The sequence below is a fragment of the Asaia sp. VD9 genome (genome assembly GCF_037150015.1).
In the GTDB taxonomy this organism is placed as follows: Bacteria; Pseudomonadota; Alphaproteobacteria; order Acetobacterales; family Acetobacteraceae; genus Asaia.
On record NZ_JBBCQM010000005.1, the window covers coordinates 26,842 to 48,149 of the forward strand.

Annotated in this window: 16 protein-coding genes; 5 read left to right on the forward strand and 11 right to left on the reverse strand. The window is 60.2% G+C overall.

Features of this window, described 5'->3' with window-relative positions:
* Nucleotides 1-414 precede the first annotated feature (414 nt).
* The 4 genes from WFJ47_RS07870 to WFJ47_RS07885 form a co-directional block, all read right to left on the reverse strand.
* Nucleotides 415-927, reverse strand: a complete 513-nt coding sequence (locus tag WFJ47_RS07870; RefSeq protein ID WP_336762110.1) for an EVE domain-containing protein — start codon at nt 925-927, stop codon at nt 415-417.
* 8 nt (nt 928-935) lie between these two features.
* A complete protein-coding gene (locus WFJ47_RS07875; protein WP_336762111.1) occupies nt 936-1,310 on the reverse strand; it encodes a VOC family protein in 375 nt (124 codons plus the stop codon).
* Nucleotides 1,311-1,398: 88 nt separating this feature from the next.
* Nucleotides 1,399-1,872, reverse strand: coding sequence for a WYL domain-containing protein (locus WFJ47_RS07880; protein ID WP_336762113.1), 474 nt, complete (start codon nt 1,870-1,872; stop codon nt 1,399-1,401).
* The gene (locus WFJ47_RS07885) at nt 1,817-2,083 is read right to left on the reverse strand and encodes an HTH domain-containing protein (protein ID WP_336762115.1); all 267 of its coding nucleotides are present in this window, start codon (nt 2,081-2,083) and stop codon (nt 1,817-1,819) included. The genes WFJ47_RS07880 and WFJ47_RS07885 overlap by 56 nt, the downstream gene beginning before the upstream one ends.
* Nucleotides 2,084-2,328: 245 nt before the next feature.
* Here WFJ47_RS07885 and WFJ47_RS07890 point away from each other — a divergent pair, with 245 nt between their 5' ends.
* A complete protein-coding gene (locus tag WFJ47_RS07890) occupies nt 2,329-4,701 on the forward strand; it encodes a TonB-dependent receptor (protein ID WP_408868633.1) in 2,373 nt (790 codons plus the stop codon).
* 47 nt (nt 4,702-4,748) lie between these two features.
* Here WFJ47_RS07890 and WFJ47_RS07895 read toward each other — a convergent pair whose 3' ends face one another.
* The 3 genes from WFJ47_RS07895 to WFJ47_RS07905 all read right to left on the reverse strand — a co-directional run bounded on the left by WFJ47_RS07895 (nt 4,749) and on the right by WFJ47_RS07905 (nt 8,321).
* Complete coding sequence (locus tag WFJ47_RS07895; protein ID WP_336762116.1) at nt 4,749-6,047, reverse strand: DUF1835 domain-containing protein; 1,299 nt, start codon at nt 6,045-6,047, stop codon at nt 4,749-4,751.
* Nucleotides 6,048-6,264: 217 nt separating this feature from the next.
* Entirely contained in the window at nt 6,265-7,080 is an 816-nt protein-coding gene (locus tag WFJ47_RS07900; RefSeq protein WP_336762117.1) for a DUF1868 domain-containing protein, read from the reverse strand.
* A 170-nt stretch (nt 7,081-7,250) separates the two neighbouring features.
* A complete protein-coding gene (locus WFJ47_RS07905; RefSeq protein ID WP_336762118.1) occupies nt 7,251-8,321 on the reverse strand; it encodes a hypothetical protein in 1,071 nt (356 codons plus the stop codon).
* Between the two features lie 300 nt (nt 8,322-8,621).
* On the opposite strand from WFJ47_RS07905, the gene WFJ47_RS07910 reads away from it, so the two are divergent.
* Both WFJ47_RS07910 and WFJ47_RS07915 read left to right on the forward strand, forming a co-directional pair.
* Nucleotides 8,622-9,755: a porin gene (locus tag WFJ47_RS07910; RefSeq protein ID WP_408868638.1), complete on the forward strand. Its 1,134-nt coding sequence runs from the start codon at nt 8,622-8,624 to the stop codon at nt 9,753-9,755.
* A 95-nt stretch (nt 9,756-9,850) separates the two neighbouring features.
* The gene (locus WFJ47_RS07915; RefSeq protein WP_336762121.1) at nt 9,851-10,231 is read left to right on the forward strand and encodes a hypothetical protein; all 381 of its coding nucleotides are present in this window, start codon (nt 9,851-9,853) and stop codon (nt 10,229-10,231) included.
* A gap of 123 nt (nt 10,232-10,354) precedes the next feature.
* Here the strand turns inward: WFJ47_RS07915 and ilvD are convergent, their stop codons facing one another.
* A complete protein-coding gene (ilvD, locus tag WFJ47_RS07920; protein WP_336762123.1) occupies nt 10,355-12,205 on the reverse strand; it encodes a dihydroxy-acid dehydratase in 1,851 nt (616 codons plus the stop codon).
* A gap of 227 nt (nt 12,206-12,432) precedes the next feature.
* Here ilvD and WFJ47_RS07925 point away from each other — a divergent pair, with 227 nt between their 5' ends.
* Together WFJ47_RS07925 and msrA are read left to right on the forward strand one after the other, a co-directional pair.
* Nucleotides 12,433-14,334 carry a CocE/NonD family hydrolase gene (locus WFJ47_RS07925; RefSeq protein WP_336762420.1) on the forward strand — a complete coding sequence of 634 codons (1,902 nt, stop codon included), beginning with the start codon at nt 12,433-12,435 and terminating at the stop codon, nt 14,332-14,334.
* 7 nt (nt 14,335-14,341) lie between these two features.
* Entirely contained in the window at nt 14,342-14,887 is a 546-nt protein-coding gene (msrA, locus tag WFJ47_RS07930) for a peptide-methionine (S)-S-oxide reductase MsrA (protein ID WP_336762125.1), read from the forward strand.
* Nucleotides 14,888-15,151: 264 nt separating this feature from the next.
* Here the strand turns inward: msrA and WFJ47_RS07935 are convergent, their stop codons facing one another.
* The 3 genes from WFJ47_RS07935 to WFJ47_RS07945 form a co-directional block, all read right to left on the reverse strand.
* Nucleotides 15,152-17,731, reverse strand: coding sequence for a Hint domain-containing protein (locus WFJ47_RS07935; protein ID WP_336762127.1), 2,580 nt, complete (start codon nt 17,729-17,731; stop codon nt 15,152-15,154).
* 529 nt (nt 17,732-18,260) lie between these two features.
* Nucleotides 18,261-19,598 (reverse strand): nitrate/sulfonate/bicarbonate ABC transporter ATP-binding protein, encoded by a 1,338-nt coding sequence (locus WFJ47_RS07940; protein ID WP_336762129.1) that lies wholly within the window; start codon nt 19,596-19,598, stop codon nt 18,261-18,263.
* A complete protein-coding gene (locus WFJ47_RS07945; protein WP_336762130.1) occupies nt 19,595-21,298 on the reverse strand; it encodes an ABC transporter permease subunit in 1,704 nt (567 codons plus the stop codon). Before WFJ47_RS07945 ends, WFJ47_RS07940 begins: the two co-directional genes overlap by 4 nt.
* Between the last annotated feature and the right edge of the window lie 10 nt (nt 21,299-21,308).

The window sequence follows — 21,308 nt, forward strand, 5'->3', positions numbered from 1 at the left end:
AATCAGTGCCACACCGCACCAAAACTGACGCAGCCAGCAACACAATTTGTTTCCCTCCGAGCGGTTCAGGCGGCAATCTCCGCACCCACTGTCAGTATCGATCGCATGCCTGTCCGCTCTAAGGCGCGCAGGACCGGACGGACTTCGATTTTGGCGCAATGTTCGCGGAACGTTGTCGGACGTGTGGCATAGCCAATAAGATCGATGATAGTGCACCCACCCCGCCTGGCTAGTAGCGCCAGTATCGCGTTGGGCGCCGCCTAGACTGCAATCAACGCGCGACCGGGCTGGCGTAGCTACGCGCCCGCCATGGCAGGGGGCCGCTTAAGATGACGCCTGCCTAGCCACGGCGCGCCCAAAAATCGATGGGCAAACCAGGAACCAGTGTCGCCAAGCTCTGCGCTGAACTCGGTATCAACCGCTGGACCCTTCATAGGTAAGGCACGCGAACAGGGGGAGATCAGGCCTGTCGGCGTGAAACTCATGGCGCGCAAGCTGCGCTTGCCCCGGAAAATTGGCGATCATCTCCGTCGCGATCAGCGCTGCATCTTCGTCATCGATCTCAAAAAGGCCGAAACGAAATCGATATCCCCAGTTCGCGCCATTACCAGCAAAGGAGAGCCGACCCAGCAACGGTCTGATTGAGGTTTCTCGCGCAGCCTGCCACTGCACATCGCGCCTCCAAGGCCGGAAACCCTCGCTCATCTCGACCTGATAAGGCATCGTATCGACGACAGTGCCAATCGCGGTGAACGCCTGGAGACGATCCTTTCCTCCAAAACGTGAAACGGGCGAGTAGTAGATAACACGATCACCTGGCGAGATCTGTCGAAGGGGGGCCGCCTTTCCGTGGCAGACCTGCATGATGCCGAGCGATTTACCGCGTTCAACATGCTCGGCCGAGGCGACAGCGATCCAGTGGCGCATGGCTCCGCTCACTTCTCATCTGCGACTGCGTAGACACGCAGCCGATGCCCATCGGGATCGAGCGCAACGAAACTGCGTCCGAAGCCGAGATCGGTGGGCGGGAACGCGACTGCCGCGCCCTTGGCAATCCAATCGGCATGTGCCTCGTCAATTTTTGCGGCGCAGCTAACCTTGAAACCAATCTCGCAGCCGCCCCCTCCTGTGGTGGGTGTCGGTTGTACGCCGCCCTTGCTCCATACGCCAAGCGTTAGCCCGGAGGGCAGGAGGAAGAGCGCAACGGTCGGACTGGCTTCAAGCGGTTTGATTCCAAGCAGATGGGTATAAAAAGCCGCACTCGCCTCCGCGTCGGCGACATAGAGAAATAAAGTATTGATCTCTGCCATTTTGGTGCTCCGGTCCGGAAGTGGACGAAGCAGAGGCTACTCCACCCTACTGCCAGATTCCGGCAGCAGGATGCGCATGTCGCCAAATCTATCGGATCCCCTCGGCTTCACGCCACTCTTTGAGTAGTGCCTGACGACGTCGGGGATACCGCGCGTCGATCAGTGTGGCCGAGACGATTCGATCGGTGCGGAACTGCCTGAAATCCTGCCGCAGCTCGCACCATCCAAGAAGAACGCGCACAGACTCGAAAAATGCGAGCGCGAACGGCCAGACGATACGCTCCGACGGCCTGCCGGTAGCATCGCAATAGTGAAGCGACAGCTTGCGTTCCGCACGGATTGCCTCCCGAAGCAAAGCTGGCTCAACCCTGTCTGCAAGGATCGTGGTTCCGGGCCCGACCAAAAGAGCCGACGTATCGAGTTCGTTCCGAAGGTGAGCGGGCAATACGGTCGCAATACGGGTCAGTGCGCTTCGCGCCGCATGTTGTAGCGGATTATCCGCACGATCAGCGACCCAGCGCGATCCGAGCACCAGCGCCTCGATCTCCTCCGGCGTGAACATGAGGGGGGGGCAACAGGAAGCCGGGTTTCAGAACGTAGCCGACACCGGGCTCGCCTTCGATTACGGCTCCCAGCGCCTGTAAGCTGACGATATCCCGGTAAAGCGTCCTGATGCTGACACCGACCTGCTTTGCGAGCACCTTCCCGCTTACGGGACGGCGATGTCCGCGCAGGACGTGAAGCAGATCGAAAAGACGTTCGGAGCGTGACATGCTCCACGCATACAGCCACGCCTTCCTGCCAGAAAGTGGCGGCAAATTTGTCAGACACTGCATGGGTCGCTTTACGCACGCTTTCAACCAATCTCTTATTCGTCCCCGTGAGGAGCGAGAAATCTGGTGTCGCACATTGGCAACACAAAGACATAAACGCATTGACTGCGATTGCGAGCGGATTGCACCGATCAAAAGCGGAAGATAGGAACCATTCTCAATTGCAGAATGATTACCCTGTCCGAATGTGGAGACCGCTTTTGTCCAAGAAATGGGTCCGCCCTGCCTATCCCGTGTCCCTGCTTGCCGGGATGACGCTTGCCTGTACCACGGCGCATGCGCAGCCCGTGCAACAGGATGACGATGTCCCGCATCGTGACAAGGTGAAGGGCACGGCTCGACCCGACATCAAGGCAAAACAGCCCGATACCGCTGATGCCGTGTCTGGCAAGGGAGGGGAGGAGCATCTGCTGGTACGTGGCACCGGCATGAATATTCTTCATGAGCCGATCGGGCTGGGGCGTATGCCTGAGGACATCATGCACACGCCGCAAACCGTCAATGCGGTTCCCCAGATCTTGATGCAGCAGCAGAACGTGAAGTCGCTCGATGAGGCTCTACGCAATGTCCCGGGCATCACGGCCTCTGTCGGCGAGGGCGAAGGCGGCATGGCGGGCGACCAGTTTCTGATACGTGGCTTTGCGGCTCAGAACGATATCTATGAAAATGGTCTGCGCGATTTCGGCGTCTATACACGGGACAGCTTCGATTACGACCATATCTCGGTCATCAAGGGCCCGTCCTCCGAGGTGTTTGGTAATGGCACGACGGGTGGTGCCATCAATATCGTAACCAAGGTCGCCCATCTCGGGGACAGCTATAACGCGCAGTTCTCGGGTGGGTCCGGCGAGTATTATCGCGGTACACTCGACGTCAACAAGCAGATCGGTGAGGCCTCGGCCATACGCATAACCGGCATGGGCAACGAGAATAACGTCGTCGGACGCGACAACATCTACTCGCACCGATGGGGCCTCGCCCCCTCTATCGGCTTCGGGCTTGGACGCCGCACAAGCTTCACCCTCGAGTATTTTCATCAGTCGGATAATCGTATCCCCGATTATGGCGTCCCGATCGTCACGAAGCCGGGCGGCACGATTGGTCGTCCCGCGACGGAATATGGACTGAACCGTCATAACTGGTATGGCACGAATTATGATCAGGATGTTTCCAATGTGAACATGCTGACTGCGCGCCTCAATTCCGAAATCAGCCAGCATCTGACGATTTCCGATGATCTGCGCGGCGGGTTGTACGATCGCTATTTTTCGGCATCGCAGCCGGGTTGCGATGCGACCTGCCAGAAGCTGTTTTTCACGAATCCTTCGGCCGCACAGGTCAACAGGCGTGGACATCTGGGCGGGCCCGAACCCTATCAGCAGAATGACTGGTCCGTGCAGAATGTGTTTTCGGCACGTGCCAATTTCCGCACGGGCTTTATCCGTCATCAGATCATCGCTGGCTGGGATGTCGAGCATATCTATGACCGTCGAAAGAACTACGCGTATAATTTCAATGGGCAGAACGGTACGCGCACCGATACGACGAGCCTGATCAATCCCTCGCATGTTCAGCCGGGTCTGCTGCTCGGTGGTTTCGGGCAATATCAGTACGACCTGGTCAATCTTTCCGGCGGGGCAGGGCGCAAACTCTATAAGACCGGGGATGCCACCGACGTGGGCGCGTTCTTCTCAGAGCAGATGTGGCTTGCCCCATGGTTCTCCATCCGCGGCGGGTTTCGCTGGGATCACTGGAACAGTCATTATTCCGCTACCGAGGGGGCGACCGCTTCCGATACGCGCCTGTCCCAGCAGCAGAACACCATCAACCCGACCGTCAGTCTGATGTATACGCCCAGCGACAACACGATGGTCTATTTCAACTGGGCGCGCTCGACCACGCCGCTTGGACTTTACGTGACCAATAGTGCCGAGCCGCTCAAAAGCTCGACCCAGGGATTCAAGCCGGAAAAGGCGAGTCTGTATGAAATCGGGGTCAAGCAGCAATTCCTGCATGGCCGACTGGGCGCGACGGCCTCGCTGTTCCGGCTGGAGAAGGGCAATGCCCTGATGACCGATCCCTCTACCGGAAGTGTGTCGTCGTCGAGCGACAGCCAGCGCAATCAGGGCGTGGAACTCAGCCTTTCGGGCCAGATCACCCGCAACTGGAGCCTGATCGGCACTTATGCCTATTACGATGCCACGACGACGGGCTCGCTGACACCGGCCGATATTGGCAAGCGCATCCAGTATGCGCCCAAGAACATGGCGACGATCTGGAGCACCTATACGATCGCGCCCGACAAGCCCTGGAACCTGACCTTCGGCGGCGGTCTGACCTGGCGTGACTCGGTGTGGCTTGACGCAGCCAACACAGCGCGCGTGCCTCATACGACGGAATGGGATGCCATGATGTCGCATATGGTCGGGCATCGCTGGCGTCTGGCGCTCAATGGCTACAATCTGGCCAATCGTCTGAACTATTCCAATCTGTTCAGCGACCGCGCCACGCCTTCTGTCGGACGCACTTTCCTAGGCAGTATTTCCTTCACCTACTGACGTTGTGGGTTGCGCCGGGATTTTGATTCCGGCGTGTCCGTACTATTTTATCGCCGGGTCGGGGAATCGTTTTCGCGGCGCTCGATTGTCTCTTCTGCCTCGTTCCAGACCCAGTCAGGAGCGCCGTGTCCGATCCTGACGCCTCCGAGCCAGCGTTCTGCCGGGCCAAGAGAGTGCCATTGCCGTTTCCCGGCGAGAACGTCTCTGCCAGAATCGGTGAGGGAGACTTCATCCTCTGCCCAGTTGTTGTTGTCATGACCCGGCTCAATGACGATCGCGGCCTCTGTAGAAGAGCTGAGCGTTTCGAGCAGATCGCGAAACATCAGATCGGCAAGCCACGGCAGGGGTTCAGCCTGTTGCGTGAGTGCTCGAAAAACGGCCCCGGCCGTGCGTGGTCGATCGGCTACGAGTTGCAGAACAAGCCGCTGTGACAGGGCGAGCCCGTCATGCGCCCAGGGATATTCGCGGGCAAACCTCGCGAGCGCACGCCCCAATTCGGGAAGAGGATCTGTCCCCTCGTGGGCAAGGCGCGACAGCGCGCCGGGATCGGGAGCAGAGATCGCGGCCCATGCCGCGCAACCTCTGTTCAGCGCGGCGGGCGAGACGGGCTTACGCTTCTCCCATAGAAGGATCAGCGCCTCGGGCGGAAGCTGCCCAAGGCCGATGAAACGCGCCGCACCGGGATAAGCACCGGCAGAAACCAGATCGAGATGACGCGGTCGATGGTGGGCAAGAACCGCAAGGATGCGCGCAAGGATAACCTGATCGTAAAGATCATGCTCGAACCACAATACCACACGGTCATAGCGTGCCGCCTGGGCTATGGCGTTCTCTTCGAGATGAAGTCGGGTCGAAATCGCCGTACGGTCGAGACCGACATAGCGCCCGACAGAGCCAGCAATGTAATCGGCCCTCAACTCCAGCCAGTCCGGTGTCCGGACTATGGGGCCGCCGCATAACGGATCGGTGTAACTCTGAAAATCCCCTTCGAAACCCGCCTCTCTGAGGGTCGGTTCAATGTCTGTTCCGCACCGCAGATGAAGAGTGGCCAGTCGCTTATCAGGGGCAGGTCTTCCTCGGTCGATACGGGCCCTGGTTGCGATAGATGCCTCGATATGGCGCAAAAGGCGGGGCCAACTGGCGAGACCCAGCTCTCGGGCTATGACGCATTGTGCATCGGCCAGCCGGACGCTGGAAAGGGTTGTCGGCCTCGGGTGAAACCGCGTCAGGCGCCTGGCAGCTTCAGGGTCCTGTGCCTGCAAGGCTTCGAGAAGTTCCTTCGCCCTTTTGCGCTGTTGAGTGAGGTTCAGGCGAAATGCGGCGTAACGGCTCGAATGATCGGACATATTCCGGCCCTTTCCTGAGCCTGTGTCCGCCTGTCAGGCCAGAAAGGGAGGGAGTATGAAAAGCGTATCTGTACTGCTCTGGCGCGGGCGCAGCCCTTTCCGCGGACACGGCGGCTTCGACAGAGCCGGTGCGTAATACTTGCTCAGGGCATTGCCCGAAGTCAATCAGGGGCGCGCTCACCGTCAGACGGCGTGTCGCATGGCGGGTTGGGCGCAATCAGATTTTGCGCTGCAGGGGGAGGATCGGCAGGAAGGCAAACATCGTCTCGAAACTGCAGAAAACTGGCGGCGGGATGGTGATGACTCCCAGCTTCTCAGCGTATTCGCGACGCCAGCCATGCACCCGCCGCCGCAGCACGTCTTTTTGCGAGCGTGGGATATGGCGAATTTTATAGCCATAGGTCGCATGGAACATGAATGTCATCAGGTTGTCGGGATGAAACCCGATGGCCTCAGCGAGTTGACGGCGCAAATCATAGAGAGCTGTGGCCATGGCGGCATTGGCCGGGCGCAGGGGGACCCCGACGAGCGGCGCATGAAAGCGATCCGCGTCGATTTCCATCTCGATCTTTTCCGGAAAATCGAAAGTGGTGGACGCGATGCGCTCGCGCAGGATCGGTGTCGTTTGCGCAAGCGTCACGGAAGGGGAAATACCTGACGGCCAGTTGTTCTTGGCTTTCTGCTCCGGATCGACCCCACCGAGGATGGTCATGTGATAGCTCGATGGTGGGGTCGGGACGATATGGTCCGACCAGTCGCGGCGTATCAGCGCATTCATCTCGAGCATGGCGACGGATAGGGGGTGCGTCTCAGCGAAGGGGCATATCGTCGTATTCCCTGGCCAGAGCCGAGGCTTGCCTTGTGCATCGAACTTGCCCTGGCGGTCTCCGCCGCCATCTGGCATGGGGGGGCCATCGCAGCTCGGCTCTTTATCCTCTGGGGAGGCCGGGGCAGCGCCAGTCAGAAGCGAAGCCCCCAAACCTAGCAGGAGGGTACGCCTGCGTGTGGCAGGTGGGGCAGGGAAGCGGTGCATGGAAGGTATTCCGATGGGCTGGGGCGCTTTTGCCCGCGGCGGGTAACGAGGAAGTATCTCCATGACACGAAATATCACTTTTGTGCATGACAGCTTCACTAAAGATCTGTGAGAAAATAGGGTCTCCGCCTCGGCAATCGTGCCGAAGCAGCGCCTTCCTCAGGGGCGGCTCAATTCGTCCCGGACTGCTCAGCTGTTGCCTGTCGGGGTGTGTCATGCACTGTGGCAATGCCTTCATGGGAAGCGTCGAAATGCAGTCCCAGATCAGGCTGGTTCACTTGCGGTGTCGCGGGTGCAAACAGGAACTTTCCATGATCGAAATCGATCAGCGTGACGTCATGACGGAAAAAGCTCGCGCCCAGAGCCCCCTCGTCGAGATTTTCCAGCACGAGGAATTCTGTCGCACCAAGGTCGCGCGAGCCCAGGCGCAGGCTTTTGAAGCTATGGCGCACCCCGCGCTCCATCGTCCCGAACTGCGTGACCACGGGCTGATCCTTTCCCAGATCCGCTGCCGTAGCCAGTGTGCCGAGCACCATGTCCCTGGGCAGGGCGCTGCGCACAAGGTCCGGGTCCAGCCTGATGCGGACGGGGTGATCATCGATGAGTGCCGTGATGCGAGCGTCCGCGTCCAGATCGATCACCACCGGTTTGTGGGTGAAGAGGCCCTGAGGCCCTGCTGCGCATAGTGGCGCATCGCGCCAGACAAGCAGCCCGAGTTTCTCGTGCGGTACGTCTAGCATGAGCATGAGCCTGAAATGCTGGAGCAAGGGGCGCCCGATAACACCCACCAAGGGGCGGCCCTTCACCAATCTGATCGGCGCGTCCTCCAGGCGTTCGGCAAGCAGGTCGTGAAGGACGATCGGTCCGATCTCGAGCGTGTCAACTTTCGTGATCTCTGTCAGCGTAACGGCATGATCCTGGGCGATCATCCTGTGTGTTGGCCCCTGGGCGAACCAGATCGCCCCCGCATTCCGGACAAAGAGATGGCCGAAGAGCGGGCTCACCACCATGGCAGCGTCTTTCCCCTCGATACGCACCGGAATCACCGGTGCATCGTCCGGCCCGCCAAGGAGCGGCAGGGTCGTGGCGCTCTCGACACAGGTTTCCGCCAATGAAGCCGCGAAACGGGCACGATCTCCTGACAGAGTCTGCGTCTCAGCCTGAGCAGAGGGGAAACCGCATGGGAGCAAACCGCATAGGGAGAGTATCAGCAGAAGAAGCGACGGCTTGGGGCGAGGCATGGGTGTGCTTCTCCTTCGCAAGAGAACGGTGCTTTCAGCCGACGCAGCGCGCCCATTCGGACAGGCCATAGACGAGACGACCGTCTCTCCGGACGGCTCACCTTGCTCATTGTCAGCATAGACGGAGTCGGCAATCGCTCCTGGCATAAGTAATTCTACGCATTTATTCGGAATGATCCCAAACCGTAATGTTTCCTCAGTTTCCGTTAACGCCTCGGGGCGATCAGGAGGATGGGAGACATGCAAAAGGGACGGGCTCGTACCCGCAAAGGTCCGATCGCGCGGCGGAGCGGCGTCATGATGGTCGCCATAATGGGCGCTGGCCTGTGCGCGATGCCGGAGGCCGAAGCATCGGTCACGGTCAATCTTGGGCCGGAACAGTCATTCACGATGGGGGTAGGTGTCAGGGGGCAGTATATGACTGCTGATCCATCGACCCCGGATGATGGCAGTGCGGCCGCTGCCAGCGATCTGCGTATCTACATGGGCGGCCAGATCATCAAGACCGTCAAGGCCACGCTCAATCTGGAGCGCATCCGCGACGGCAACTGGAACGTGCTCGACGGTATCCTGCAGATCGAGCCGTTGAAGGGGCTCAATCTCTGGCTTGGGCGCATGTTACCCGGCAGCGACCGATCCAATCTCGACGGACCCTATTTTCTGAGCACCTATGCATTCCCAATCGTGGCGCAATATCCCGGCATGTGGTCAGGCCGCAATGACGGCGCAACCCTCTGGGGCAAGCTCGCCCATGACAGGTTCCGGTACATGGCGGGCATCTATAAAGGGCATAACTGGGTCGATGGGGGTTCTGGAACAGGTCATAATCCGCTATTCGCTGGGCGTCTCGAGTATAATTTTCTCGATCCGGAACCGTCGCCTGCCTATTACACGGCAAGCACCTATTACGGTAAGGCCGATATCCTGGCCATTGGCCTGGCGGGGCAGTATCAGGTCAATGGCGTCGGCACAGCGTCCCTCAAGGGCGATTACAAGGCCTGGAATATTGATGGGCTTTTTGAAAAGCGCATTGGCAAGAAAGCACGCTGGGGCGTTTATACGCTCGAGGCCGCCTATTATCAGTACCATACCGATGGTGTGAAAGATGTCGCCCCCGGCTTTGGCAATCGCAACCCGGATTATGGCAATATCGGCGGTATCAACAGCGGGACGGCGTTTCTGGTCAGCACCGCCTATCTGATCCCGTGGCGTGTCGGGTGGGGGCGGATACAGCCCCTCCTGCGCTATCAGCAATTCCGATACGCTCATGACCTGTACGGACCAGGCAACCCCAAGACGCGTCAGCTGGATGCAGGCGCGAATTATGTGCTCGACGGACATAATCTGCGTTTCACGCTCGATTATGCCCGGTACACGCCAGCCGGGGCGGCGCAATCCAACGCCTTCCTGCTCGGCATGCAGCTTCAATATTAAGGGGGGCTCACATGATCTTTCGCTCTTATGCTCGCAAGGGCCGCCGCACCCTTTGCCCCGCGAAGCGCGTATGTTTCGGGAAGGGCGCGTTTCCCATGATGGGGGTTCTGATCCTGTCGGTCGTTGTTCCAGCCGCGCGGGCTGTGCCGACCCAGCCAACGCCGTCAACGAGCATTGCAACTCACACCGATCCGGTCGATTGCGCCCATATGCTGTCAGCCGAGGCGCGGCTGATCCATCGTATCAATAAGAGACGGCATGAGCCGCGTCTGCCCGCCAACGCGCCGGGCTATGCTGGTCTGGCGGTTCGGCTGGACCCGATGCCCGGTCTGGGGATCATGCAGGGCGGCCTCTGGACCCCCGAGGCGGGCTGGGAGTCCGATAAGGAAGTGGCCGAAACCCTTGAGGCGCTAGAGAGCCAAAGGCACAGGCTGCATGACTCAGAAGTCACAGCCCATTGTCCTGTCGCACCCTGATCAGGCGTTCAGGCGGTTTTGGCGCCCCGGTAGATATTTTGCAGGTAGAGCGCGAGGGATCCCGCTCTCGACGGCTCTGCCCTTGCGCGGCCTTGGGCTGCGCCCAGGGCCGCGATGAGCGCCTCAGCCCCGGCGCGTGATCTGGCTCAGATCGCGCACGGCGCCGTTGGCGGCGCTCGTGGTCAGCAGACCATAGGCACGCAGGGCCGGAGAAACCTCTCGGATACGGTCAGGCGTCCAGGCGGTATCGCCCCTGGCTTCCATCGCAACGCGGCGCGCTTCGAGCACGTCATCCGCGATGACGGCACGCAGAACGCGGTTCGGGATATCAATCTCGATCTGATCGCCTTCTTCGATCAGGCCGATCAATCCACCCTCAGCGGCTTCGGGTGAGATGTGACCGATCGAGAGGCCCGAGCTGCCTCCCGAGAAGCGGCCATCCGTGATCAGGGCGCAGGTCTCGGCAAGGCCTTTCGATTTCAGATAGCTGGTTGGGTAGAGCATTTCCTGCATGCCCGGTCCGCCCTTGGGGCCCTCATAACGAATGACCACCACATCGCCATCCACGATCTTGTTCGCCAGAATGCCCGATACGGCGTCTTCCTGGCTTTCGAACACACGCGCCCTTCCCGTAAAGGTCAGGAGGCCATCCACCACACCTGCCGTTTTCACGATGGCACCAGCCTCGGCGAGGTTGCCGTAGAGGACAGCCAGGCCGCCATCCTGCGAGAAGGCGTGAGCACGGTCACGCAGCACGCCGTGTTTGCGATCTGTATCAAGCGCATGATAGCGGCTCGATTGTGAGAAAGCCTGGGTGGTGCGCACGCCTCCCGGTGCGGCCAGAAAGCGCGTGCAGGCTTCCTCGTCGCCCTCCAGGATATCCCATTTCATCAGGGCGTCCCTGAGGCTCGGCGCATGGACGGTGTGGGCGCTTGTGTCGATGAGTTCGCAGCGTGCGAGCTCGGCCAGAATGGCTGGAATGCCGCCTGCGCGATGCACGTCTTCCATATGCACGTCGTTCTTTGCAGGGGCGACCTTGCATAGATTGGGCACCTTGCGAGACAGGCGGTCGATATCGGCCATTTGGAAATCGACCCCGGCCTCACGTGCGGCCGCGAGAAGATGCAGAACCGTGTTGGTCGAACCACCCATGGCGATATCGAGCGTCATGGCGTTCTCGAAGGCTGCCTTGGTCGCAATGCTGCGCGGCAGGGCCGTGGCATCGTCCTGCTCGTACCAGCGACGGGCCAGCGACACCACGAGACGCCCGGCTTCCAGGAACAGCTCGCGCCGGTCGGCATGGGTAGCCAGAAGGCTGCCATTGCCGGGCAGGGAGAGACCAAGCGCCTCGGTCAGGCAGTTCATGGAATTGGCGGTGAACATGCCCGAGCAGGATCCGCAGGTCGGGCAGGCAGAGCGCTCGATGGCTTCCGATTCTGCATCCGACACCTTCGGATTGGCGGCCGCAACCATGGAATCAACGAGGTCGAGCTTACGATTGATCTCGGGACCATCCAGCTTGCCGGCCTCCATGGGACCGCCCGAGACGAACACCACCGGGATGTTCAGACGCAGCGAGGCCATGAGCATGCCCGGCGTGATCTTGTCGCAATTACTGATGCACACCAGCGCATCGGCGCAATGCGCGTTGACCATGTATTCGATGGAGTCAGCGATCAGCTCTCGCGACGGCAGGCTGTAAAGCATGCCGCCATGGCCCATGGCGATGCCGTCATCCACTGCGATGGTATTGAACTCGCGCGCAATACCGCCAGCTTCCGCAATCGCCCCGCCAACCAGCGACCCCATATCCTTGAGATGCACATGACCGGGGACGAACTGGGTGAAGGAGTTCGCTACTGCGATGATGGGCTTGCCGAAATCCTTGTCCGTCATGCCCGTCGCGCGCCACAGGGCGCGGGCACCGGCCATGTTGCGGCCGTGGGTGGTGGTACGGGAACGATAGGCAGGCATGACACGGATCCAAAGCTGCTGGGGAGGGAGGGCGTGTTGCGCATGAAATGCAATGGCAACACGGCTGGGAACGCATTTTTATTACCCTGTGCGAAATAACGTGGCCAATCGCTTGCCGCAAGGGGAAGTCTGTTCAATCATCGCGCCGCTTGTCATTGAACCAGAGGAAAAACCGCGTGCGCGTAGGCCATTTGACCCGATCCCTGCTTCTTGTGACCTCCTGTCTGCTGGGGACCTCGCAGGCCCTCGCCCAGGGAGGAAACGGTCTTCCCGTCACGCCCGATATGGTGCAGCGTGGCTCCGATATTCCGGCTCACGTCCAGATGCCTGAGACGGCACGCGACTATGTCAAGCAGGATGTCATGATCCCGATGCGCGATGGGGTGAAGCTCCATACCGTCATCGTTATCCCCAAGGCGGCGAAAGACCACGAAGCGCCGATCCTGCTGACACGCACGCCTTATCACGCTTCCGAGCGCGCCGACCGCGTGTCGGGCGCTGCCGAAATGCGCAATGTCCTGCCTCAGGGTGACGGGGTTTTTGTCGAGGGCGGCTATATCCGTGTCTTTCAGGATGTGCGCGGAAAGTACGGGTCGGAGGGCGATTATGTCATGACACGCCCGCCTGTCGGCCCGTTGAACCCCAGCAAGACCGATGACACGACCGACGCCTGGGACACGATCGACTGGCTGATCAAGAACGTGAAGCAGAGCAACGGGCGTGTGGGTATGACCGGGTCGTCCTATGAGGGCTGGACTGTGGTCATGGCGCTGCTCGACCCACATCCCGCGCTCAAGGTGGCCGCCCCTGAGAGTCCCATGGTCGATGGCTGGATGGGTGATGACTGGTTCCATTACGGCGCATTTCGCCAGGGTAGCTTCGACTACTTCACCATGCAGATGACCAAGAAGGGGGAGGGCGACGGCATTCCCCGCCAGAATGCCGATGACTACACGAATTTCCTTGAAGCGGGATCGGCAGGGGATTTCGCGACCAAGGCCGGGCTCGACCAATTCCCGTGGTGGCAGCGTACCAAGGCTCACCCGGCTTATGACGCGTTCTGGCAGGATCAGGCGCTCGACAAGCTCCTCGCACGACATCCGCTGACCGTACCGACCATCTGGGAGCAGGGGCTCTGGGACCAGGAAGACATGTGGGGGGCGATCCATAGCTGGATGGCGCTGCGCAAGGATCACCCCAAGGTGCCGAATATTCTCGTCATGGGGCCGTGGCGTCATAGCGGTGTGAATTATGACGGCTCGACACTCGGCCCGCTCCATTTCAATGGCGATACGGCGCTGTGGTATCGCAGCCATGTCATGCGCCCGTTTTTCGATCAGTATCTCAAGCCGGGCAGCGCCAAGGTCAATTTCGACGACGCGATCATCTATAATACGGGTGATAACCGCTGGGATCATCTGCGCGGCTGGCTTGGTAATTGTGGCGAGAGCTGCATCGGCACAGGCGAGCGCCTCTATCTGCGCGAAGGCAACGGGCTGAGCTTCGAACGCGCGAAGCCCGGAACGGATAGTTTCGTGTCCGACCCGGCCCATCCGGTGCCGTTCATGACACGGCCCTACAGCTTTGCGGATGGCGCGCGGTGGAAGCCCTGGCTGGTGAGCGACCAGCGTTTCGCGGAATCCCGCCCCGATGTGCTGACCTATCAGACGCCCGTTCTCGACCACCCGGTGCGCGTGTCAGGGGTGCCGACGGCCGATCTGTTTGCAGCCACGACCGGCACCGATGCGGATTGGGTTGTCAAGGTGATCGATGTCTATCCGGGCGTCACCGCCGACCGACCCGAAATGGGCGGGTATGAACTGGCGGTGTCCATGGATATCTTCCGCGGGCGCTATCGTCATGATTTCGCGCATCCCGAGGCGATCCCCGCGAACAAGGTCGAGGAATACAAGTTCACCCTGCCTGCAGTGAATCACGTCTTCCTGCCCGGGCATCGCATCATGGTGCAGATCCAGTCGAGCTGGTTCCCCCTTTACGATCGCAACCCCCAGACCTATGTCTCGAACATCTTCGATGCCAAGGCAGCCGACTACAAGAGTGCCACTCATTCCATCGCGCATGGTGGGGCGCAGGCCAGCAGCATCTATCTACCTGTCGTGAACCAGTGAGGCGAGCGTGAGCGAGGCAAGTCTGGAAAAGGCCCTGATCGGGGGCGGGTGTTTCTGGTGCACCGAGGCGATCTTCACCGGGTTGCGCGGCGTCAAATCCGCGCAGCCCGGCTATGCGGGCGGTCGACGCGAAAACCCGAGCTATGAGCAGGTCTGTAGCGGCGCGACAGGTCATGCCGAGGTCGTGGAGGTTGTATTCGATCCGCGTGAGATCGATTACGGCGATATTCTTCGCGTGTTCTACACCACCCATGATCCGACGCAGCTCAACCGTCAGGGAAATGACGTGGGCACGCAGTACCGATCGGTGATCTTTGCGCTCGACGCCGCGCAGGAGGCGACTGCCCGCGCCGTAACGAAGGAGATCGCCGAGTCCGGTATCTGGTCTGATCCGATTGTCACCGAAATTGCCGGATCGGCCGTATTCTGGGAGGCGGAGGAAAAGCATCACGACTATTTCGCCCGCAATCCCGAGACCGCTTACTGCAGCGCCGTGGTGGCCCCGAAAGTGGCAAAGGCGCGCAAGCTTTATCGCGATCGTCTCAAGGCCTGAACAAGCGGCGAGGCCAGGAGGGGGCGCCACCTGGCCTCGGGAATAGAGGTGTGAAAACCCGTCAGGCGAGGCGCGCTATACCAACGCGATAGCGCGCCATGAGGGATTGTACTGCGGAACGGCCAGGTCTCCCGCCCCGGGAGGAAAGCATCGGCCCCTCTCTTTACCGTTAGACGCGATGCCAGAAACCGTTTCGGATTGCCCGAAAGGGTTTTGGCATTTCCTCACGGCCGTGAAGAGAGACCGAAGGGCGGGCGCAGGGCCTCAGGCCTGGCGCCGCATCGGGGGCGTTTCGATCTCGTCAATGAGATAGGGTCCTGCGGCGCGTATCTCGATCGCGATCAGGGCCATGCTGTTTGCTGGACGCTCACCCAGAGGTAGCCAGCCATTTCCGTTCGTCCAGCGCGCAGTCTCCCCATCTGGGCGCGCGTGCCAGCCCTCGAGACGTTCCTCTGTCAGATGGGTCAGAACAGGCTTGCCGCTCTTGCTCTCGAAGATGGCGATGTCGCCCACCAGCACGCCCAGTCTGCGCCTGTCATCCACGAAAGGACCGATCACGTCGCAGGGACGGCTTGCGAAGGAGCAGATCCGGATGGCTATGGTGCCGGCGGGCAGCATGAAGATGACCTGCTTGTTCTGATTGCGCAGGGGGCGGATGATCGAACCATTATCTGCGATCAGATGCAGATTGCTGTCCGATGTCGTATGCGGGGTGAACGACGCCAGGGGCAGGCCATGCGTGTCGCATAGAGCCCTCAAGCGCTCATGGATAGGCTCGACGATTTCCCTCTCGACGCTGAGTGGTGCCGCAGAATCCTCTCCCCAGGTAAGATGGCGGGAGGCCAGCATCGTAATGCCGTCATGAGACTGCAGACGCCTGCGGTTTCCTGTGTCGAGATAGCTCTCGGTCAGTGCACCGATGGCGATGATGACGGAATGTGTTTCGGTCTCGATATGATGATAGGTATAGGCGGTGATCGCCCTGTCGTAGTGGATTGAGCGCCCGTTCACCAGCATACGCGCCGGAATGAATCTGCCGTCCAGGAAGAGACAGTGTTCCGCTGTCACCAGCAGGTCCTCGAAAGGATGATGGGCGCCGAGTGCGTCTTTCTTGATACGGACAGGATAGCCTGCCTCGTCGTCGGGCAGGTCGGTGCGGACGATACAATGGGCCGTCCCGGCCCAGGACAAGGGACGAACTTCGTTCACACCATCGATCTGCACGATGACGTCCTGACCGATGCGGAGGTTCTCGACGGCCACGCGGCCTTCTGGCGTCTCAATGAGCGTACCAGTGAGGAAGCACACATCGATGACACCTCCCTGGTTGATCATGAAACTGCCACGCCCATCATAGGTCGGGTTGGTGATCACTCCCCCATTATAGACGATGACCTGTTGAGCGCCGTTGCCGACCTTTATGGCGCTGCCGTTCAGGGTGCCGGCCACATCTCCCGGCTCGGAAAAGCTGTCATTGATAGAGCTCCCCCAGATATCAGCATATTCCGAGAAATATCGGTTGTCCTGAGAAATACCTCCGGCGGAGACGACCAGATAGCCGTCATAAACGTTCGAATTCTCAATCACGCCGCCACTGAGCACATTGATATGAATGCCCGTCGCGTTATCGGCAGCAGTAAGGCCGGAGACGATCGCTCCCGAGGTGACGGTCAGCGTTGCACCGCCTGTCAGGTTTACCGGGCCACTCACGACCGTCGTGCCGCTCATATAGCGCGTGACGCCGTTTGCACCTGCGGAAGCCGTCCACATTCCGCCAGATATCGTGCTGGCGCTGTTGCTGAAGGCATAGAGGCTCTTGGGCTTTTCGAGATAGCCACCTGCATCGACCACCGGATTGATTCCGGCGACCGTACCACCCGATACGGACCCACCGGATTTGACGTTGAGTGTCGCCGCTCCGTTGCCGATCTTGATGGGCGCACCATTCAGGGTGCCGTTGACGCTGCCGGGCTCCTGGAAGAAGTCGTTGGTCGAACTGCCATAGAAATCGGCATATTCAGAATAGTAGAAATTATCGTGCGAGTAGCCCCCCGCCGAGACGACGAGATAGCCGTCATAGACAGATGAATGCTCGATGATACCGCCACTGAGTACGTTGATATGGATACCTGTCGCATTATCGGCAGCGGTCAGGCCGGAAACGACAGCGCCGGAGGTGATCGTAAGCGTTGCGCCACTGGTCAGATTGACGGGGCCGGACACGATAGTCGTGCCACTGACATAGACCGTGTTTCCTGTCTGGTCACGCGTGGCAGACCAGAGACCTCCGGAAAGGGTGGGCGCGTCGTTGACGATGGTGAAAGGGGCTACGCTCTCGCCAGGGCCAATATAGCAGCCATTGGCGGTATTGACCGTGGTATTGGACGTGGTGGAGCCAAGCAGCGATCCACCATTGGCGACGTAAACCGATCCGACATTATTGCCCACCGTGAACGGCGTGCCATTGAGCGTACCCTTGACGTTGCCAGGCTCCTCGAAGGTGTCATTCACCGAAGAGCCGTAGATATTCGTTACCTCCGAATAGTAGTGGTTGTGCTGCGATATGCCGCCGGCCGACACGGTCAAGAACCCGTCGAACACCGTCGAATGCGCGATGGTGCCGCCGCTGCTGACTGTAATCGTGATGTCGCTGCCATTATCCGCCGCAACGAGCCCCGACACCACTGCGCCGGAAAGCACAGCCAGGGAACCGCCAACAATGTTAACGGGTCCGGAGATCATTGCTCCACTACTGACATAGAAGGTTTGAGTCCCGCTGAGTACGGCACTCCACGTTCCAGAGATATTCGGAGAATTATTGATGATGGTGTAGGAGTCAGCCACGAATTTGCTCCGCGTTATGTTTGTTAATGGCGATCATACAAAGAAAATTTTATCTGTAAACTAATTATTGACGCAAATATCTCGATATTTACTGAAGTTTGTTTTGTAAAAACTTTTATGTATACCAGTATGGGAACGGTCTGGTTGCCAGCGCGATCGTCATCGCTGTGCGCGATTGAGGCACCTCGGATGAGAAAGAGGAGATCGCGTGAACGGTGTGTTCCGGGCGAAGCGCAGCGCAAGGGCGTGGCGGTGTTTACCCGGGGGAGACAGGACGTAACGTTCTGTTCTGATTTTTCCCCGGGGTCACAAGGATCTTGCGCGCCTGTCCGCGTGCCGCGTCAGATCGCCCGCCGGTAGGAACGGATCGAGGAGGTGCTTCGCGCATGGTACCTCCGGAAAGGTTCCGGGGATTGCCCACCCTGTCGCTCAGAGGCGCTTGCAGATTTGCCGAGGCATGTTGTGCCCACGACCCCTAGATAGCGGCAGCAAGAGCGAAGCGGATGCCTCGGCAAGGGCTCACGCGTTGTCAGTAACTGCCGTTCTCGCGATCAAGCATGAACTGATCGGCTTCCTCATCAAAATCGAAGAGTTCGGTGTAACGTGCCCAGTTCGTCGCGGTCATGAGCGTCTGTTCGGCATAGCTTGGAGACATTGTGGCCTCCAGCTCCTCACGGAAGCGATCGGCACCCGTGCGGTGACCGGATCGTTCGTCCAGCACGGCCCGTATGGAACGGATGAGCGGGATGTGATGCAGCAGGGCGGCCCGCATGATCTCGCGTCGTTCGTCCTGGTCGGCCTGCACGAATCGTGCGCCCGCTTCGGTCATGAGGATATCCCCGTCTTCCAGTTCTGCCAGTTCGAGAAGTTGGAGCGACTCTCCGAGCGGAAACAGATCGTCCAGCGCCATCTGGAGACGCTCGGCCAGATGTGGCAAGTCGGCCCGTCCGTTGAGCGGCGCTGCGGCCAGTGTTTCCAGTAGCCCGACCAGCACATTGATCGGGATCGGTGGTAGCACGAGCGCCATGGGGTTGGGGGGCGGTGCGGCAATGCCGGTTTCCAGACTGGCCTCGGACACCAGAGGCGCGCGACGGGTCATCAGCGTATAGATGTGATCCACGAAATGCCTGAATTCGGCGTCGTCACGGTTACGCGGGTGGGGGAACGGAACCGCGAGTTCATGCGAAACGCGTCCCGGATTGGATGAAAAAAGCAGGATTCGATCGCACATCAGAACAGCTTCTTCCACGTTATGTGTCACAAGCATCATCGCGCGTGTCGGCAATCGCTTTTCTGACCAGAGTTCGATCAGATCGGTCCTCAGATTTTCCGCAGTGAGCATGTCGAGCGAGGCAAAAGGCTCATCCATCAGCAGCAGATCGGGCTGCATGACCAGGGCTCGGGCCAGCCCCACGCGTTGCTGCATGGCTCCCGAGAGCTCTTTGGGAAGGGCATTCTCGTAGCCATTGAGCCCGATCAGATCGATGATCTCGTCGCAACGTTGCTCGCATTCGAGGCGGGGAAGTCGTTTTGCCTCAAGACCCAGAACGATGTTTTGCTGAACGGTCAGCCAGGGGAAGAGTGCGAAAGACTGAAACACCATCGCGATATCAGGCGTGGGACCAGAGAGAGGCTTGCCTTTCCAGATGATCTCGCCGGCACTTGGCGCCGTGAGACCCGAGGCGATCCGAAGCAGAGTGGATTTTCCCGAGCCCGAGCGCCCGACCAGCCCGACGATCTCACCCGCATGGAGGTCGAAACTGACATCCTCCAGCACAGGGAGATCTGTACTGCTCTCCTTTTGATAGACCTGAAGGCAATGGCGGATCGAGAGCAGGATCTCCTGCATGACGGACTCCATGGTCATTTGAGAGAGGTCTGGATACGGCGCCTGATCTGCATCCGCAGGGGATGCCATACCAGGAACTCGCCCAAGGCAATGCAAAGGGTCAGAACGGCCGCGCCCAGCACGACGCGAGGCAGGTCGCCAATCTCGATCGCCCGCGCCACATAGGCGCCGATACCGCCGCCATCCTGGCTCTGCAGTGCCCAGGAGGATCGCTCCGCGAGGATAAGCATGGTCCATCCAGTGGCGGAGGCCATACTCACAGCGTCGAGGAGCGCAGGTGCCAGACCCGGGAGCAGTACGCGGCTCCACCAGAGCCAGCCACGGATCTGCAGGTTTCGTGAGGCCTGAAGCAGGTCGGGCGGATAGCTTCTCATACCGCGCAGGATTTGCGCCAGCAGAAGCCACTGAATGAAGAAAAAGCACAGGACCAGTGGCCAGATCATCCTGGTAACGCCAAGAGCGACCATCGCAAGGCACAGAACAGGAAAGAGCGCATTTTTGGGATAAAGTGTCAGGAAACGGGCGAGTCTCCTTGCGGGTCCGGCACGGCGCGCTGAAAGACCCAGCCAGACCCCCACCGGCACCCAGAGCGCCATTGCCAAGATCAGCGCCAGCGTCATGCGTAGCGCCGAAACAACGCTCTGTTCCGCGACGATCAGCAGGTCGCGCAGGTCGAGCGCATGGTGCCGATAAAAGAACGCCACCACGATCAGAAGCAGGAAGAGGACCGAACTGAGGGTGAGCCATCGTGAGGGCGCGCGTGTCAGAGGGGCCGGGCGAAAGCCCGTGCCGCCCAGCCTCAGATCCCCCAGCCAGGCGAGGCCGCGCCTCAGTGTCTCGCCAGCGCGTTTCAGCGCGCGGGTGCGCCGCCAGAATCTGAGCATCCAGGGATCCGCAGCCTGATCGAAGATCGGCCTCAGCCGGTAGCGGTCGGCCCAGATCTGCCAGGGGAAGACGAGGCAGGTATCATAGAGAAAGGCGAGCACACCGATGAGTAGGGCTGCAACTGCCGTCTGCCAGAATGAGCCCATGGCGGCGGCCTGCGCTGCGTGGGTGCCAAGACCCGGGCGGGACGGGAGCGCGCCATCGACCGGAAGCATCTCAGCCGCAATCAGCAGGCACCAGGCGAGAGGCATGGCGCGGGCAAGGGCAGTCACGCTGTCTGGAATGGCGTAAGGGGCCTCGAGCCGCCACAGGCGCTGCCAGCTTGTAAGGCCCAACGCGCGGGCTGCTTCGTCGAGCGCCCTCGGGATGCTCGCCCAGGCAGAAAGCGCTGCGCTGGCGACGGGTGCGGCCAGACAGAGTGACGTGACACCGATGGCGGAAGCCTCAAAGCCTAGCAGATGCAGGAAAGGCAGGAGGCAAAGAAGGGGCAGCATGTGCAACCCGCCAAGGGCGGTACGCATCCCCCCCCCGACGAAGGGAATCTTGGCGGCGGTAAGCGCCATGATGGCGCCGATCAGCACCCCGAGAAGGGTCGCCCCAAGCATGCGCAGGAGGCTGTGGCCAATATCTCCCATAAGGACGCCAATCCCGGCGAGCGACCTGAAATGGGGCGCCATGAGGGGGTGGTGATGAAAGGGGACGAGATGAACCGGCAGGAAGCGGGAGAAAATGGCAAGAGCGGCTACCACGACCAGCGTGCCGACGAGCGATGCCGTCAGCCCCGTTTTTCTGTCCGGCCCGCGTGTGCCGCGTCGCGCCCGTAATGGCGACATGCTCTCCTTC